The organism is Microbacterium hydrocarbonoxydans (assembly GCF_900105205.1).
Classification (GTDB): Bacteria; Actinomycetota; Actinomycetes; order Actinomycetales; family Microbacteriaceae; genus Microbacterium; species Microbacterium hydrocarbonoxydans.
Map to the genome: position 1 here is coordinate 1,042,546 of NZ_FNSQ01000005.1, position 15,410 is coordinate 1,057,955.

Annotated in this window: 14 protein-coding genes and 1 tRNA gene; 14 read left to right on the top strand and 1 reads right to left on the bottom strand. The window is 68.0% G+C overall.

All coding sequences use genetic code 11. The features are described from left to right. Window positions 1-69 precede the first annotated feature (69 nt). From BLW44_RS05320 to BLW44_RS05385, 14 genes are all read left to right on the top strand, one after another. The gene (locus tag BLW44_RS05320; protein ID WP_060926655.1) at window positions 70-1,452 is read left to right on the top strand and encodes a flavin monoamine oxidase family protein; all 1,383 of its coding nucleotides are present in this window, start codon (window positions 70-72) and stop codon (window positions 1,450-1,452) included. Beyond that, window positions 1,452-2,336 (top strand): universal stress protein, encoded by an 885-nt coding sequence (locus tag BLW44_RS05325; protein ID WP_060926656.1) that lies wholly within the window; start codon window positions 1,452-1,454, stop codon window positions 2,334-2,336. The genes BLW44_RS05320 and BLW44_RS05325 overlap by 1 nt, the downstream gene beginning before the upstream one ends. Next, the gene (locus BLW44_RS05330; protein WP_060926657.1) at window positions 2,336-3,880 is read left to right on the top strand and encodes an APC family permease; all 1,545 of its coding nucleotides are present in this window, start codon (window positions 2,336-2,338) and stop codon (window positions 3,878-3,880) included. Before BLW44_RS05325 ends, BLW44_RS05330 begins: the two co-directional genes overlap by 1 nt. A 33-nt stretch (window positions 3,881-3,913) precedes the next feature. Next, window positions 3,914-5,380: an NAD-dependent succinate-semialdehyde dehydrogenase gene (locus BLW44_RS05335; protein ID WP_060926658.1), complete on the top strand. Its 1,467-nt coding sequence runs from the start codon at window positions 3,914-3,916 to the stop codon at window positions 5,378-5,380. A gap of 25 nt (window positions 5,381-5,405) precedes the next feature. After that, complete coding sequence (locus tag BLW44_RS05340) at window positions 5,406-6,770, top strand: NAD-dependent succinate-semialdehyde dehydrogenase (RefSeq protein ID WP_060926659.1); 1,365 nt, start codon at window positions 5,406-5,408, stop codon at window positions 6,768-6,770. Between the two features lie 121 nt (window positions 6,771-6,891). After that, the gene (gene poxB, locus BLW44_RS05345; protein WP_060926660.1) at window positions 6,892-8,616 is read left to right on the top strand and encodes a ubiquinone-dependent pyruvate dehydrogenase; all 1,725 of its coding nucleotides are present in this window, start codon (window positions 6,892-6,894) and stop codon (window positions 8,614-8,616) included. Window positions 8,617-8,988: 372 nt separating this feature from the next. Next, window positions 8,989-9,061: transfer RNA gene (locus BLW44_RS05350), tRNA-Trp, on the top strand. A gap of 39 nt (window positions 9,062-9,100) precedes the next feature. Further along, entirely contained in the window at window positions 9,101-9,373 is a 273-nt protein-coding gene (gene secE, locus BLW44_RS05355) for a preprotein translocase subunit SecE (RefSeq protein ID WP_060926661.1), read from the top strand. Between the two features lie 41 nt (window positions 9,374-9,414). Further along, entirely contained in the window at window positions 9,415-10,446 is a 1,032-nt protein-coding gene (gene nusG / locus BLW44_RS05360) for a transcription termination/antitermination protein NusG (RefSeq protein ID WP_060926662.1), read from the top strand. 624 nt (window positions 10,447-11,070) lie between these two features. Then, entirely contained in the window at window positions 11,071-11,502 is a 432-nt protein-coding gene (gene rplK / locus BLW44_RS05365; protein WP_053097443.1) for a 50S ribosomal protein L11, read from the top strand. An 11-nt stretch (window positions 11,503-11,513) separates the two neighbouring features. Further along, window positions 11,514-12,203 (top strand): 50S ribosomal protein L1, encoded by a 690-nt coding sequence (gene rplA, locus BLW44_RS05370; RefSeq protein WP_060926663.1) that lies wholly within the window; start codon window positions 11,514-11,516, stop codon window positions 12,201-12,203. A 158-nt stretch (window positions 12,204-12,361) separates the two neighbouring features. After that, complete coding sequence (locus tag BLW44_RS05375) at window positions 12,362-13,171, top strand: amino acid ABC transporter substrate-binding protein (RefSeq protein ID WP_060926664.1); 810 nt, start codon at window positions 12,362-12,364, stop codon at window positions 13,169-13,171. Between the two features lie 3 nt (window positions 13,172-13,174). Beyond that, complete coding sequence (locus BLW44_RS05380; RefSeq protein ID WP_060926665.1) at window positions 13,175-13,840, top strand: amino acid ABC transporter permease; 666 nt, start codon at window positions 13,175-13,177, stop codon at window positions 13,838-13,840. Then, window positions 13,827-14,648, top strand: a complete 822-nt coding sequence (locus tag BLW44_RS05385) for an amino acid ABC transporter ATP-binding protein (protein WP_060926666.1) — start codon at window positions 13,827-13,829, stop codon at window positions 14,646-14,648. Before BLW44_RS05380 ends, BLW44_RS05385 begins: the two co-directional genes overlap by 14 nt. 17 nt (window positions 14,649-14,665) lie before the next feature. Here BLW44_RS05385 and BLW44_RS05390 read toward each other — a convergent pair whose 3' ends face one another. Beyond that, window positions 14,666-15,346, bottom strand: coding sequence for a LysE/ArgO family amino acid transporter (locus BLW44_RS05390; RefSeq protein WP_060926667.1), 681 nt, complete (start codon window positions 15,344-15,346; stop codon window positions 14,666-14,668). Between the last annotated feature and the right edge of the window lie 64 nt (window positions 15,347-15,410).

The following is a 15,410-nucleotide window of genomic DNA, read 5'->3' on the forward strand; positions in this document are numbered from 1 at the left end:
CCGGTCGTGACTCGTATCGGGGGATTTCGAGTCACGACCGGCACATTTTTTCCAACGAAGGAGATGCAGATGGCTGAGATCACTCGCGACGTGCTGATCGTCGGAGCCGGAGCCGCAGGGCTCACCGCGGCGAACGACCTGCGCAAGGCAGGCCTGTCGGTCGCCGTCCTCGAGGCACGCGACCGTGTCGGCGGGCGACTGTGGACCGATGTCATCGAGGGCGCCATGCTCGAGATCGGCGGGCAGTGGGTGTCGCCCGACCAGGATGCACTCAAGGACACCATCGAGGAACTGGGGCTCGAGACGTACAGCCGCTACCGCGAGGGCGACAGCGTGTACGTGGGCCCTGACGGCCAGGCGCACCGATTCACCGGCGAGATGTTCCCGGTGTCGGCGGAGACCGAGGCGGTCATCGCCGAGATCACCGAGCGTCTCGACGGCATGGTCGCCGAGATCGACCCGGACCGCCCGTGGGAGCACCCGCTCGCCCAGGAGTGGGACTCGATCACCTGGGACGCCTGGCTCCGCGTGCAGACCGACGACGACGAGGCCGTCCGCAACCTCGCCTTCGCCACCGGCTCCGCGATGCTCACCAAGCCCACGCACAGCTTCTCGCTGCTCCAGTCGCTGCTGATGGCCGCATCCGCCGGTTCGTACTCGAACCTCGTCGACGCGGATTTCATCCTCGACAAGCGTGTGGTGGGCGGCCTGCAGAAGGTGCCGCTGCTGCTCGCCGAGCGCCTCGGCGACGACGTGCTCCTGAACCAGCCGGTGCGCTCGCTCGAATGGGGCGACGAGGGCGTCACCGCCACGACCGACGACACCACCGTGCGCGCCCGGTTCGCGATCCTCGCCCACGCGCCGGTGCTGTACAGCCGCATCGCCTTCGTGCCGCCGCTGCCGCGCCGTCAGCACCAGCTCCACCAGCACCTCTCGATGGGATTCGTCATCAAGGTGCACGCGGTGTACGAGCGCCCGTTCTGGCGCGAGCAGGGACTCAGCGCGACGGCGTTCAGCCCCTACGAGATCGTGCACGAGGCCTACGACAACACCAACCACGGTGACGAGCGCGGGACGCTGGTCGGCTTCGTGTCGGACCAGAACGCCGACGGCGTCTTCGAGCTGTCTGCCGAGGAGCGCAAGCAGCGCATCCTCGAGTCGCTCTCGCACTACTACGGCGACGAGGCCAAGAACCCGGTCGTCTACTACGAGAGCGACTGGGGCAGCGAGGAGTGGACCCGCGGCGCATACGCGGCGAGCTTCGACATGGGTGGCCTGCACCGCTATGGTGCGGACCTCCGGTCGGCGGTCGGTCCGATCCACTTCGCCTGCAGCGACATGGCCGGCGCCGGGTACCAGCACGTCGACGGGGCCATCCGCATGGGCCACCTCGCCGCGGCGAACATCGTCGAGTCGAGCCGCACTGCCGGTGACAAGGTCGAGGTCGGCTGATGACCGGCGCGGTCGTCGTCGGCTACACGGCGACGGATGCGGGAGCGGATGCCGCAGCGCTCGGCGCGCGGCTGGCCCGCAGCCTCGGGGCCGTCCTGCACCTCGTGATCGTGCTCCCCTCGGAGGGCACCCGCAGTGCGGCGGTCCCGCCGGAGCGCGCGTATGAGGACCACATCCGCCGCCAGGCGAAGGAGTGGCTCGAGGATGCCGTGGTCCGGCTGCCTCAGGAGCTGACCCGCACCGGGCACGTGCGCTTCGGCGAGTCGTTCGCGGAAGGGCTGATCGCGGCCGGCGAGGAGTTCGACGCCCGTGTGATCGTCGTCGGCACCGCAGGGGGCAGCATCTTCGGCCGCCACCGCCTCGGCAGCGTCGCCTCGGAGCTGCTGCACTCCTCGACCATCCCGGTGGCGCTCGCGCCGGCGGGCACCGCGGACGAGGACGACCACGTCCTGCCCCGCGTGACCGTCGCGGTCGGCAACCGCGCAGGCGCCGACAACCTGCTCGACGAGGCGGCCGCGATCGCGACCGAGTCGCGCGTCGGGCTCCGTCTCGTCTCCCTGGTGCCGTTCGACGTCCCGCCGGGACTCGACACGGGGGCGATCCGCCTGGTCGGCGACGCCCACGCCCACGACGTGCTGGCGGTCGCCAAGGGCCTGCTCCCCGAAGAGCTGAAGGCCGAGGTCGAGGAGGCACCTGGCGACTCCGTCGAAGACGCGGTCGCGAATCTCACCTGGCTGCCCGGCGAGGTCGTCCTCGTCGGCTCCAGTCGTCTGGCGCAGCCGCGCCGCCTGTTCCTGGGCTCCACCGCAGCGAAGATGCTGCACGAACTGCCCGTACCCATGATCGTCGTCCCGCGCACCCGCGCCGAAGCAGGAGTCCGCTGATGAGCAGCACGAACCGGGCGACGGAGCCCGAATCCGGCGTGACCACCGGCATCTCGCAGAAAGGATTGAGTGCAGGGGCCGTCGGCGTCCTCGGAGCCGTCGTGATCGGCGTCTCCACCATCGCCCCGGCGTACACCCTCACCGCCTCCCTCGGTCCGACGGTCGCCGTCGTCGGCACGCAGGTGCCCGCGATCATGCTCGTCGGGTTCATCCCGATGCTCCTGACCGCCTTCGGCTACCGCGAGCTGAATCGCATGATGCCCGACTCCGGCACCTCCTTCACGTGGGGCGTGCGGGCGTTCGGGCCGTGGATCGGCTGGATGACCGGATGGGGTCTGATCGCCGCCACCGTCATCGTGCTGTCGAACCTCGCCGGCATCGCCGTCGAGTTCCTGTTCCTGCTGATCGCACAGGTCAGCGGCAACCCCGCTATCGCGGACCTCGCGTTCAACCCCTTCATCAACGTGGTCGTCTGTCTGCTCTTCATGCTCGGCGCGACACTCGTGTCGTACCGCGACATGCAGACCACCCAGAAGTTCCAGTACATCCTCGTCGGCTTCCAGGTGCTCGTTCTCGTCGTCTTCGCGACCGTCGCGATCATCAAGGCCGTGAACGGCGACGCACCGGAGCCGACCGCATTCTCGTGGTCGTGGTTCAACCCGTTCGAGGTGCCGTCGTTCAGTGCCTTCGCCGCAGGCCTCTCGCTCTCGATCTTCATCTTCTGGGGCTGGGACGTCGTCCTCACCATGAACGAGGAGACGAAGGACCCGGCCAAGACCCCTGGGCGCGCCGCCATGGTCACCGTCGTGGTCGTCGTCGCCCTCTACCTGCTTCTCGCGATCGGTCTCATCATGTTCGCCGGTGTCGGCACGGGGGACTACGGACTCGCGAACGAGGACATCTCCGCGAACGTGTTCTTCGCGTTGTCCGACCCGATCCTCGGGCCGCTCGCGTTCCTCGTCTCGCTCGCCGTGCTGTCGAGCTCGGCGGCCTCCCTCCAGTCGACCGCCGTCGGCCCCGCCCGCACGCTCCTCGCGATGGGACACTACGGTGCTCTGCCCAAGCAGTTCGCACGGGTCAGCCCCCGGTTCTTCACCCCGGGCTACTCGACGATCGTGTCGGCCGTCGTCGCCTCGGTCTTCTATGCGGTGATGCGCCTCGTCAGCGAGAACGTCCTCACCGACACGATCCTCTCGCTCGGCATGATGATCTGCTTCTACTACGGACTCACCGCCTTCGCCTGCGTCTGGTACTTCCGCAAGCAGTGGTTCGACTCGGCCAGGAGCTTCTTCTTCACGTTCCTGTTCCCGCTCGTCGGCGGCGCGATCCTCGCCGTGCTGTTCGTCACGACGCTCATCGACTCGATGGACCCGGCGTACGGCAGCGGATCGAGCATCGGCGGCCTCGGCCTCGTGTTCGTCCTCGGTGTCGGCATCATCGTCGTCGGCATCGCGATCATGATCTGGCAGGCGATCCGTCGTCCGGCCTTCTTCCGTGGCGAGACCCTCGGCGTCGATGCGCCGCCGAGCGTCCGTCGCCGCTGACCTGAAGTCCCCGCCCCCACAGAAAGAGAATCCATGAGCACTCAGACAGAGCAGGCGCTGCTCGACAGCATCCCCACCGGCCTCTTCATCGGCGGAGAGTGGATCGACGGCGAGACCGGTGCCACGTTCGACGTGCACGATCCGGCGACCGGCGCGGTCATCCGCACGATCGCCGATGCCACCCCCGGCGACGGCATCCGTGCGCTGGATGCGGCGGTCGCCGCCCAGGATTCGTGGGCGGCCACCGCGCCCCGCACCCGCAGCGACATCCTGCGCCGCGCGTTCGACCTCGTGCAGGAGCACAAGGAGGACCTCGCGCTGCTGATGACGCTCGAGATGGGCAAGCCGCTCGCCGAGGCGCGGGGAGAGGTCGGATACGGCGGAGAGTTCCTCCGCTGGTTCAGCGAGGAGGCTGTGCGCATCAGCGGCCGCTACGGCATCAACCCCGAGGGCACCGGCCACATGGTCGTCTCGCAGCGTCCGGTGGGGCCGTCGTTCTTCGTGACGCCGTGGAACTTCCCGTTCGCGATGGCGACCCGCAAGATCGCGCCGGCGCTGGCAGCCGGATGCACCGTGGTCATCAAGCCCCCGGCACTCACCCCGCTGACGACGATGTTCTTCACGTCGCTGCTCGAGAAGGCCGGTCTCCCGGCCGGCGTCGTGAACGTCGTGCAGACGTCCAAGTCGTCGGCGCTCTCGGCCCCGATCATCGCCGACCCGCGGCTGCGCAAGCTGTCGTTCACGGGATCCACCGAGGTCGGTCGCAAGCTCATCGCTCAGGCCGCCGAAGGCGTGCTTCGCGTGTCGATGGAGCTGGGCGGCAACGCCCCGTTCGTCGTGTTCGACGACGCCGACCTCGACAAGGCGGTCGACGGGGCCCTGGCCGCGAAGTTCCGCAACATCGGGCAGGCCTGCACCGCGGCGAACCGCTTCATCGTCCACAAGGACGTCGCCGAGGAGTTCGGCCGTCGGGTGACCGAGCGCGTCAACGCCATGAAGATCGGGCGAGGCACCGAGGAGGGCGTCGCCATCGGACCGCTCATCGACAAGGATGCCGTCGCCAAGGCGGGCGAGCTCGTCGATGACGCCGTGGAGCGCGGTGCCACCCTGCTCGCGGGAGGCAAGGCGCTCGAGGGCACCGGCACGTTCTACGAGCCGACCGTCCTCACGGACGTCGTGCCGGGATCCGCCATCCTCCGCGAGGAGATCTTCGGACCGGTGCTCGCCATCGCGACGTTCGAGACCGAGGACGACGCCGTGCGTCTGGCGAACGACACCGAGTACGGGCTCGTCTCGTATGTGTTCACCGAGAACCTGCAGCGCGGACAGCGCATGATCGACCGGCTGGAGACGGGCATGATGGGTCTGAACGTGGGAGTGGTGTCCAACGCCGCTGCCCCATTCGGCGGCGTCAAGCAGTCCGGCGTCGGTCGCGAGGGCGGTCTCGAGGGCATCCACGAGTACCTGTCCACCAAGTACACGCTGATCCCGGTCTCCTGACCGGGCGGCCAGAGGAGGAGAGAACATGACCGATTACGCCGTCATCAACCCCGCCACCGGAGAGACGCTGGCGTCTTTCGACACCTTCACGGACGCGCAGATCGAGGAGGCGGTCGCCGCCGCCGACGCCGCGCACCGCGAGTGGTCGCGGTCCTCGACCGTGACGGAGCGCGCGGGGCTGCTCCGCCGTGCCGCCGAGCTGCACCGCGAGCGCCGCGAGGACCTCGCAGACGTGTTCGTGCGCGAGATGGGCAAGCCCCGCGAAGCCGCACTCGGAGAAGTCGACTTCGCGGCCGACATCGCCGAGTACTACGCCGACCAGGCCGAGGCGATCATGGCCGACCAGCCGATCGCGATCCTCGGAGACGGCTCGGCGATCATCCGCCGGTCCTCCCTCGGTCCGCTCGTCGGGATCATGCCGTGGAACTTCCCGGCGTATCAGATCGTCCGCTTCGCGGCTCCGAACCTGATCGTGGGCAACACCATCCTGCTCAAGCCCGCTCCGCAGTGTCCGGAATCGTCGACCGCGATCGAGGCGATCTATCACGACGCCGGATTCCCGAAGGGCGCGTACCAGAACGTGCTCGCGACGAACGAGCAGATCGCCGACATGATCGCCGACCCGCGCGTGCAGGGCGTCTCGCTCACGGGATCCGAGCGTGCCGGTGCGGCCGTCGCCGAGATCGCCGGGCGCAACCTCAAGAAGGTCGCGCTCGAGCTCGGCGGATCCGACCCGTTCATCGTGCTGTCCACCGACGACCTGGACGCGACGGTGCAGGCCGGTGTCGACGCGCGCCTGGACAACAACGGTCAGGCGTGCAACGGCGCGAAGCGTTTCATCATCGTCGACGACCTGTACGACGCCTTCGTCGAGAAGTTCACGGCGGCGATGGCCTCGGTCGAGGCGACCGACCCGACGCTCGACGACACGGTGCTCGGCCCGGTCTCCTCCGAGACCGCGGCAGAGAACCTGCAGAAGCAGATCGACCAGGCCGTCGAGCAGGGTGCGACGCTGCTGACCGGAGGCACCAGGGACGGCGCGTTCTTCGCCCCGACGGTGCTCGCCGACGTGACGCCCGAGATGAACGTCTACCGCGAGGAGCTGTTCGGACCCGCGGCGGTCGTCTACCGGGTCACCGACGAGGATGCAGCCGTCGCCCTCGCGAACGACACCACCTTCGGTCTCGGCTCGTACGTCTTCACCACCGATGCCGAGCAGGCAGAGCGCGTCGCCGACAACATCGAGGCGGGCATGGTCTACGTGAACCTCGTGCTGGCCGACAGCCCCGAGCTGCCGTTCGGCGGCATCAAGCGCAGCGGCACGTCGCGCGAGCTGGGTCACCTGGCTGCCGACGAGTTCGTCAACAAGAAGCTCATCCGCATCGGCTGAGTGATCGCATCGAGGAAGGGGCGGATGCTGCGGCATCCGCCCCTCTCTGCGTCCCCGGCGGCGCCGAGGAGGTAGGCGCCGCACCGGAGCCGACCTCCGTGACCGGGCGTAGGTTGGATGTATGGCCACTGTCGCAGCGAACATCGTCAAGTCCCTCCGCGCCAACGGCATCGACCGCGTCTACGGTCTGCCGGGCGACTCGCTCAACGGGTTCACCGATGCCCTCCGCAAGGACGGCGGCATCCGCTGGGTGCACGTGCGACACGAGGAGTCCGCGGCATTCGCGGCCGCAGCGGATGCCTCGCTCACGGGCGAGCTCGCAGTGGTCGCCGGCTCCTGCGGGCCGGGCAACCTGCACCTCATCAACGGCCTCTACGACGCGAACCGCTCGCGGGTCCCCGTGCTGGCGATCGCCGCGCACATCCCCACGACCGAGATCGGCACCGGCTACTTCCAGGAGACGCATCCGCAGGAGCTGTTCCGCGAGTGCAGCGTCTACGTCGAATACGTCGCCGATCCGAAGCAGATGCCGCGCCTGCTGGAGATCGCGATGCGCGCGGCGATCGAGCAGCGCGGGGTCGCCGTGCTGGTGATCCCCGGCGATGTCGCGCTGGCCGAGATCGCCGACGACCGCGCCGTGGTCATCGAGCGCTCGCATCCGGTGATCGTTCCCAGCGGTGACGAGCTCGACCGTGCAGCGACGCTGCTGAACGCGTCGAAGAAGACGACGATCCTCGCCGGCGCAGGAGTCGAGGGCTCCCACGACGAGGTCATCGCGCTGGCCGACCGCCTCGGAGCGCCGATCGTGCACGCCCTCCGCGGCAAGGAGTTCATCGAGTACGACAACCCGTTCGACGTCGGCATGACGGGGCTGCTCGGCTTCGCCTCCGGCTACCGGGCGATGGAGGCCGCCGACACGCTGCTGGTGCTCGGCAGCGACTTCCCGTACGAGCAGTTCTACCCGGAGCACGCGACGACGATCCAGGTCGACATCCGCGGGTCGCAGCTGGGCAAGCGGCATCCGCTCGATCTCGGCCTGGTGGGCGACGTCGGCGCGACGGCCGCCGCGCTCCTGCCGCGCCTCGCCGAGAAGAGCGATCGCGACCACCTCGACGACTCGACCGCTCACTACCGCAAGACCAGGGCCAAGCTCGACGACCTCGCGACCCCGACCAGGGCCGGGCGGCCGATCCATCCGCAGTATCTCGCGCGCCTATTGGACGAGCAGGCGGCGGATGACGCGATCTTCACCGCGGATGTCGGCTCGCCGACCGTGTGGGCTGCGCGCTACCTGTCGATGACCGAGAACCGCCGCCTGATCGGCTCGTTCACGCATGGTTCGATGGCGAACGCCCTGCTGCACGGGATCGGCGCTCAGGTGTCGCATCCCGACCGTCAGGTCGTCGCGCTGGCCGGCGACGGCGGTCTGGCGATGATGCTCGGCGAGCTGCTGACTCTCACGCAGAACGGGCTTCCCGTGAAGACGATCGTCGTGAACAACTCGTCGCTGAACTTCGTCGAGCTCGAGATGAAGGCGGCCGGCTTCGTGAACTACGGCACGGAGCTCACCAACCCGAGCTTCGCGGCGATCGCCGAGGCGATGGGCATCTTCGCCCGCAGGGTCGAGAACAGCGAGGACCTGCCGGATGCCGTGCGCGAGGTGCTCGCGCACGACGGCCCCGCCCTGCTCGATGTCGTCACCGAGCGACAGGAGCTGTCGATGCCGCCCGCGATCGAGGCGGCGCAGGTCAAGGGCTTCGCGCTCTACGCGATCCGCACGGTCATGTCCGGCAAGGGTGACGAGCTGCTCGACCTCGCACGGGCGAACTGGCGCCAGTTCCTCTGAGCCGGCCGTTCCTCTGAGGCGCGCGTTCCTCTGAGGCGCGCGTTCGGGAGGAGAACACCTCCTTGGGAGGAGAAGTCTGCGCGGTTCGTCCGCCCGAAGAGGAGATTTCCTCCCGGAGAGGTGACGCCGCTCACCCCTCGATGCGCAGGTCCACCTGGAACTGCTGCACGTCAGCACTCACCGCATCCCCTCCTGTTGCATCCGCCCGCCGAGCCTAACAACAACGGGCGGGCCCCACCCGGTTCGGCTCCGGCCGAAGGATGCCGTATGCTGGACCAGCAGTTGTTGTCTGCATTCTTTCGCCGTGCCCGGTCCCTGCGGTCCGATAGCGGTGGCAGGATGAAGATGACACCCCGAGACCTCCCGGTCTCTAGGGCGGTAGCTCAATTGGCAGAGCAGCGGTCTCCAAAACCGCAGGTTGCAGGTTCGATTCCTGTCCGCCCTGCGCGTCAGCACAGGCTGACACACGAAAGGTACATTCAGGATGGATCAGGACGAACCGCGCGGCGAGGTCGTCGCGGCCGGCGCCACCCGCGAGAACAAGCGCGGGATCGTGGGCTTCTTCGGGAGCATCGCCCTGTTCTTCCGTCAGGTCATCGCAGAGCTGCGCAAGGTCGTCACGCCGACCCGCAAGGAACTGGTCAAGTTCACCGCGGTGGTGCTCGTCTTCGTTCTGATCGTCATGGGCATCGTGTACGGACTGGACACCTTGTTCGCCTGGGTGACGCACATCGTCTTCGGGGTCCCGGGCGCCTGACGCCCACGCGGCCCTGGCCGCAGTGATTGGAAAGAAACAACGTGTCTGAACGATATTCCGACGACGCCGACTGGGCGACGGCTGCCGAGCAGTCGAGCGAAGAGGACGAGGCCCAGGAGGGCAACGTCCTCGCCGCAGAAGAGATCTCGGTCACGTCTGCCGAGCATGTCGCCCTCCACATCGAGGACGTCGACGGCGAGGACGAGACCGACACGCAGGACGACACCGACATCGAAATCGACGACCCGGAGGCGGACGCGATCGTGAACGACGCTCTCAACCTGGACGAAGCGGCTGAGTCTGAGGCTGCCGCTGAGGTCCTGAACGATTCTGTGGCGGAGGAGACCGCCGAGCTCGAGGCCGCAGAGGCCGACGAGGTCACCCCGTACGACGGCCCCGACGTGAACGGCGACGAGGATGCCGACGCCGAGGCGGAGGACGACTCCGAGGAAGACCCGTACGAGGCGTTCCGCCTCGACCTGCGGATGCTCCCGGGCAAGTGGTACGTCATCCACTCCTACGCGGGCTTCGAGCGCAAGGTCAAGGCGAACATCGAGCAGCGCAAGTCGACGCTCGAGGTCGAGGACGAGATCTACCAGGTCGAGGTCCCGATGGAGGACGTCGTCGAGATCAAGAACGGCCAGCGCAAGATGGTCACCCGCGTGCGCATCCCTGGCTACGTGCTCGTGCGCATGGAGCTGACCGAGGACACCTGGTCGGTCGTGCGCCACACCCCCGGTGTCACCGGCTTCGTGGGCAACGCCCACAACCCGACGCCGCTGCGCTTCGAAGAGGCCTTCAACATGCTGAAGTCGCTCGTCGAGGTCAAGGACGTCCCGACCGCCAAGAACATCGCGTCGAAGGGCGGCGTCGCCGTCGCTCGTCCGCTGCCGGCCGAGGTCGACTTCGAGGTCGGCGAGACGATCACCATCAAGGAGGGCTCGTTCGCGGGTCTTCCCGGTTCGATCAGCGAGATCAAGCCCGAGAGCGGCAAGCTCACGGTCCTCGTCTCGCTCTTCGAGCGCGAGACCCCGGTCGAGCTGTCGTTCGACCAGGTCACGAAGATGATCTGACACCTGCTTTCCGAGAACGGCCGTCCCATGCGGGGCGGCCGTTCTCGCGTTCCCGGCGCTTGCCCCGAGCCCGTGCGGGGTCACTTCCGCATCCCCGAGCCCGTGCGGGGTCACTTCCGCATCCGAAACCGGCTGTTCCGCTGCGCAATCGGCCCCGCCTGGCAACCGGTCATCGAGCGGCAGCGCTCCACGTGCACGTGCGGGCCCGTGCGGGTCAGTTCCGCATCCGCGGGCCCGTGCGGGGTCAGTTCCGCATCCGCGAGCCAGTGCGGGGTCACTTCCGCATCCGAAGCCGGCTGTTCCGCTGCGCAATCGACCCCGCCCGGCAACCGGTCATCGAGCGGCAGCGCTCCACGTGCACGTGCCCGGGCCCGTGCGGGTCAGTTCCGCATCCCCGGGCCCGTGCGGGGTCAGTTCCGCATCCGAAACCGGCTGTTCCGCTGCGCAATCGACCCCGCCAGGCAACCGGTCATCGAGCGGCAGTGATCGACATGCCCCAGCATCAGGTAGACTTGTGTGGTTTGTGTGCCGCTTCGGCGTGCGCGCAGACGACCGCAGCCCGGAGATGCCGGGTTCGCGGGAGAGCGGATGCAACCGGCATCCGTTCGATGAAAGGAAGAGGATATGGCACCGAAGAAGAAGGTGACCGGCCTGATCAAGCTTCAGATCAACGCCGGTGCAGCCAACCCGGCGCCGCCGATCGGCCCCGCGCTCGGTCAGCATGGCGTCAACATCATGGAGTTCTGCAAGGCGTACAACGCCGCGACCGAGTCGCAGCGCGGCAACGTCATCCCCGTCGAGATCACCGTCTACGAGGACCGCAGCTTCACGTTCATCCTGAAGACCCCGCCGGCCGCGGAGCTCATCAAGAAGGCCGCCGGCGTGCCCAAGGGCTCGTCGACGCCGCACACGGTCAAGGTCGCGAAGATCACCAAGGACCAGGTCCGTCAGATCGCCGAGACCAAGCAGGCCGACCTGAACGCGAACGACATCGAGGCTGCCTCGAAGATCATCGCCGGCACCGCCCGTTCCATGGGCATCACGGTCGAGGGCTGAGGAGAATAATCATGGCTACGAAGTCCAAGGCTTACAAGGCTGCCGCCGAGAAGATCGAGGCAGACCGTTTCTACACTCCGACCGAGGCTGTCGCCCTGGCGAAGGAGACCGGTTCGGCGAAGTTCGACTCGACCGTCGAGGTCGCGCTGAAGCTCGCCGTCGACCCCCGCAAGGCGGACCAGATGGTGCGCGGCACCGTCATCCTGCCCCACGGCACCGGTAAGACCGCCCGCGTCATCGTCTTCGCCACCGGCCCCGCGGCCGAGGCAGCGATCGCGGCAGGTGCAGATGAGGTCGGCGGCGCCGAGCTCATCGAGAAGGTCGCCGGCGGCTGGACCGCGTTCGACGCGGCCGTCTCCACCCCTGAGCTCATGGGCCAGGTCGGTCGTCTCGGAAAGGTCCTGGGTCCGCGTGGACTCATGCCGAACCCGAAGACCGGCACCGTGACCCCGAACACGGCCAAGGCCGTCGAGGAGATCAAGGGCGGAAAGATCGAGTTCCGCGTCGACAAGCACGCCAACGTGCACTTCGTCGTCGGCAAGTCGTCGTTCTCCGCCGAGCAGCTGAACGAGAACATCGGCGCAGCGCTCGAGGAGATCGTCCGCCTCAAGCCGTCGAGCTCGAAGGGCCGTTACATCCAGAAGGGCGCCGTGTCGACCACGTTCGGCCCCGGCATCCCGCTGGACGTCAACGCCATCTGAGTGTGATCCTGAAAGGCCCCCGCATCATGCGGGGGCCTTTCTGCATACCGGTCCCGACATCCTGCGTCATCCGATGTGGGATGCTGGGCCGAAGCCACGTACTGTAAGTGAGTTCCGCGCCACAGCACTCGCGCCTCACCGCACCCCAGGAGGGTCACATGTCCCGTCGCCTCATCGCCGTCACCGCACTGGTCGTCACCGCCGCAGCACTCACCGCGTGCAGCGGAAGCACCGCGCCCGAGAGCTCGAGCGCGGAGGGCGGCCCGGACTTCGGTCTGGTCAAGGACGGCACCCTGACGGTCGCCACCGAGGGCACCTACCGCCCGTTCAGCTTCCACGAGGACGGCGGCACCGGCGACCTCACCGGATTCGACGTCGAGATCATCCAGGCGGTCGCCGACAAGCTCGACCTCGAGATCGAGTTCCAGGAGACCCAGTGGGACGCGATCTTCGCCGGCCTCGACGCCGATCGCTTCGACGTGATCGCGAACCAGGTCAGCATCAACGAGGAGCGCCAGGAGAAGTACCTCTTCAGCACCCCGTACACCGTGTCTCCCGGAGTGATCGTGGTCGCCGAGGACGACGACTCCATCTCGTCGTTCGAGGACCTCGAAGGCAAGACCACCGCGCAGTCGCTCACCAGCAACTGGTACGAGCTCGCGACCGAGTCCGGCGCCACCGTCGAGGGCGTCGAGGGATGGGCGCAGGCCGTCGAGCTGCTGCGTCAGGGCCGCGTCGACGCAACCGTCAATGACAAGCTGACCTTCCTCGACTACGAGAACACCAACAGCCCCTCTGGGCTGAAGATCGCCGCCGAGACCGATGAGGCCGGCGAGCAGGCGTTCGTGTTCACGAAGGACAAGGCCGACCTCGTCGAGGCCATCGACGGCGCACTCGAGGAGCTGCGCGCCGACGGCACCCTGGCCGAGATCAGCGAGAAGTACTTCGGCGAAGACGTCACCGAGTAATCGATGGAGAACCCCTGGCAGCTGTTCCTCGACTCGCTCGGGCCCATCGCCCTGGCGGGCCTGACGGTGACGGTGCCGCTCGCGCTGGTGTCGTTCGCGCTGGGGCTCGTGATCGCCATCGGCGTCGCGCTGATGAGGATCTCGGTCAATCCCGTACTGTCGGGGATCGCCCGGTTCTACATCTCGGTGATCCGCGGGACGCCGATGATCGTGCAGCTGTTCGTGATCTTCTACGGCCTCGGGTCGATCGATGTGAAGATCGACCCGTGGCCGAGCGCGATCATCGCACTGTCGCTCAACGTCGGCGGGTACGGCGCCGAGGTCGTGCGCGCCGCCATCCTCTCGGTGCCGAAGGGGCAGTGGGAGGCGGCCTACACCGTCGGCATGAACCGCACGCGCACCCTGACCCGCGTCATCCTCCCGCAGGCCGCGCGCGTCTCGGTGCCGCCGCTGTCGAACACGTTCATCTCGCTCGTGAAGGACACCTCGCTCGCCTCACTGATCCTCGTGACGGAGCTCTTCAAGGTGGCGCAGCAGATCGCGGCGGCGACGCTCGAGTTCATGGTGCTCTATCTGGCTGCTGCGCTGGTGTACTGGGTGCTGTGCCTCGTGCTGTCCTTCGGGCAGAGCGCGCTGGAGAGGAGACTGGATCGCAATGTCGCCCATTGACCCCACTCCTGCGGATCCGAACACGAGGGATGCGCTCCTGACCGTCCGCGGTCTGCACAAGCGCTTCGGCGACAACGAGGTCCTGCGAGGCATCGACCTGACCCTGCACCGCGGTGAGGTGGTCGTGCTCATCGGCCCCAGCGGCTCGGGCAAGACGACGGTGCTGCGCGCGCTCAACGGACTCGAGACGCCGGATGCCGGCACGATCGTCGTCGCCGGTGGGCCGGACATCGACTTCGCGCCCGCGCAGCCGGAGTCCCGGCGCGCTCGTGCGCAGAAGCGTCTCGCGCTCCGCGACCGCTCGGCGATGGTCTTCCAGCATCACAATCTCTTCCCGCACCTCTCCGTGCTCGAGAACGTGATCGAGGGACCGTGGCGGGTGCAGGGCAGACCCAAGGCCGAGGTGGTCGCCGAGGCGCGCACCCTCCTCGCCAGGGTGGGGCTCGAGGACAAGGAGAATGCTCGTCCGCACGAGCTGTCCGGCGGTCAGCAGCAGCGTGTCGGGATCGTCCGCGCCCTGGCGCTGCGGCCCGACCTGCTGCTCTTCGACGAGCCGACCAGCGCGCTCGATCCCGAGCTCGTCGGCGAGGTGCTCCTGGTCATCAAGGAGCTCGCGGACGAGGGGTGGAGCATGGTCGTCGTCACGCACGAGCTGAGCTTCGCGCGTGAGGCCGCTGATCGCGTCCTCTTCATGGACGCCGGTGCGGTGGTCGAGGAGGGGCCGCCCGCCGAGATCTTCGCGGCTCCGACGCATGAGCGCACGAAGCGATTCCTCACCCGCATCCTCCGCCCGCTCGACGGGGACTGACGTCGGGCCCGAGGTTCTCAGGTGCCGAGCACCGGTAGGACGAGGCTCACGGCGAGCGTGATCATGACGACGGCGATGAGGGCGTCCAGGATCCGCCACGACCGCTCGGTGCGCAGCCAGCGTCCGAGGAAGCGCGCGCCGAACCCCAGGGCGGTGAACCACAGGATGCTGGCCGCGATCGCCCCGGCTGCGAAGAGCCAGCGCTCGTCGCCGTGCGTGGCCGCGATCGAGCCCAGCATCAGGACCGTGTCGAGGTAGACATGCGGGTTGAGCCAGGTGAGCGCGAGGACCGTGGCGACCACCGGGGCGAGAGCCGTTCGGGGCGCAGTGACCGTCCGGGGCGCAGTGACCGTCCGGGTCGAGCCGGGCGGGGTCGTGCCGGCATCGGCATCCGGCGTCTCGACGCGCAACTGCTCGCCGCCCCGCCACGCGCGTCGCGCGGCGAGCAGACCGTAGGCCAGCAGGAACAGAGCGCCCGCCCACCGGGCGACGACCACGAGCCAGGGGGCGGCTGAGATCACGAAGCCCAGCCCCGCGACGCCGGCAGCGATGAGCAGCGCATCCGACACGGCGCAGATCACGACGACGGCGAGGACGTGCTCGCGACGGATGCCCTGGCGCAGCACGAAGACGTTCTGGGCCCCGATCGCGACGATCAGGGAGAGGCCGAGTCCGAGCCCGGAGAAGACGGAGAGCATGAGTCAACGGTAGGCAGTGCCGGACATCAACACCAGCGAAGATTGCTTGCGAACCATTAGCATC

Bases quoted from the DNA above. Each gene is read 5' to 3' on its own strand.
- BLW44_RS05320 (WP_060926655.1), top strand. From the start codon at position 70: ATGGCTGAGATCACTCGCGACGTGCTGATCGTCGGAGCCGGAGCCGCA.
- BLW44_RS05325 (WP_060926656.1), top strand. From the start codon at position 1,452: ATGACCGGCGCGGTCGTCGTCGGCTACACGGCGACGGATGCGGGAGCG.
- BLW44_RS05330 (WP_060926657.1), top strand. From the start codon at position 2,336: ATGAGCAGCACGAACCGGGCGACGGAGCCCGAATCCGGCGTGACCACC.
- BLW44_RS05335 (WP_060926658.1), top strand. From the start codon at position 3,914: ATGAGCACTCAGACAGAGCAGGCGCTGCTCGACAGCATCCCCACCGGC.
- BLW44_RS05340 (WP_060926659.1), top strand. From the start codon at position 5,406: ATGACCGATTACGCCGTCATCAACCCCGCCACCGGAGAGACGCTGGCG.
- poxB (WP_060926660.1), top strand. From the start codon at position 6,892: ATGGCCACTGTCGCAGCGAACATCGTCAAGTCCCTCCGCGCCAACGGC.
- secE (WP_060926661.1), top strand. From the start codon at position 9,101: ATGGATCAGGACGAACCGCGCGGCGAGGTCGTCGCGGCCGGCGCCACC.
- rplK (WP_053097443.1), top strand. From the start codon at position 11,071: ATGGCACCGAAGAAGAAGGTGACCGGCCTGATCAAGCTTCAGATCAAC.
- rplA (WP_060926663.1), top strand. From the start codon at position 11,514: ATGGCTACGAAGTCCAAGGCTTACAAGGCTGCCGCCGAGAAGATCGAG.
- BLW44_RS05375 (WP_060926664.1), top strand. From the start codon at position 12,362: ATGTCCCGTCGCCTCATCGCCGTCACCGCACTGGTCGTCACCGCCGCA.
- BLW44_RS05380 (WP_060926665.1), top strand. From the start codon at position 13,175: ATGGAGAACCCCTGGCAGCTGTTCCTCGACTCGCTCGGGCCCATCGCC.
- BLW44_RS05385 (WP_060926666.1), top strand. From the start codon at position 13,827: ATGTCGCCCATTGACCCCACTCCTGCGGATCCGAACACGAGGGATGCG.
- BLW44_RS05390 (WP_060926667.1), bottom strand. From the start codon at position 15,346: ATGCTCTCCGTCTTCTCCGGGCTCGGACTCGGCCTCTCCCTGATCGTC.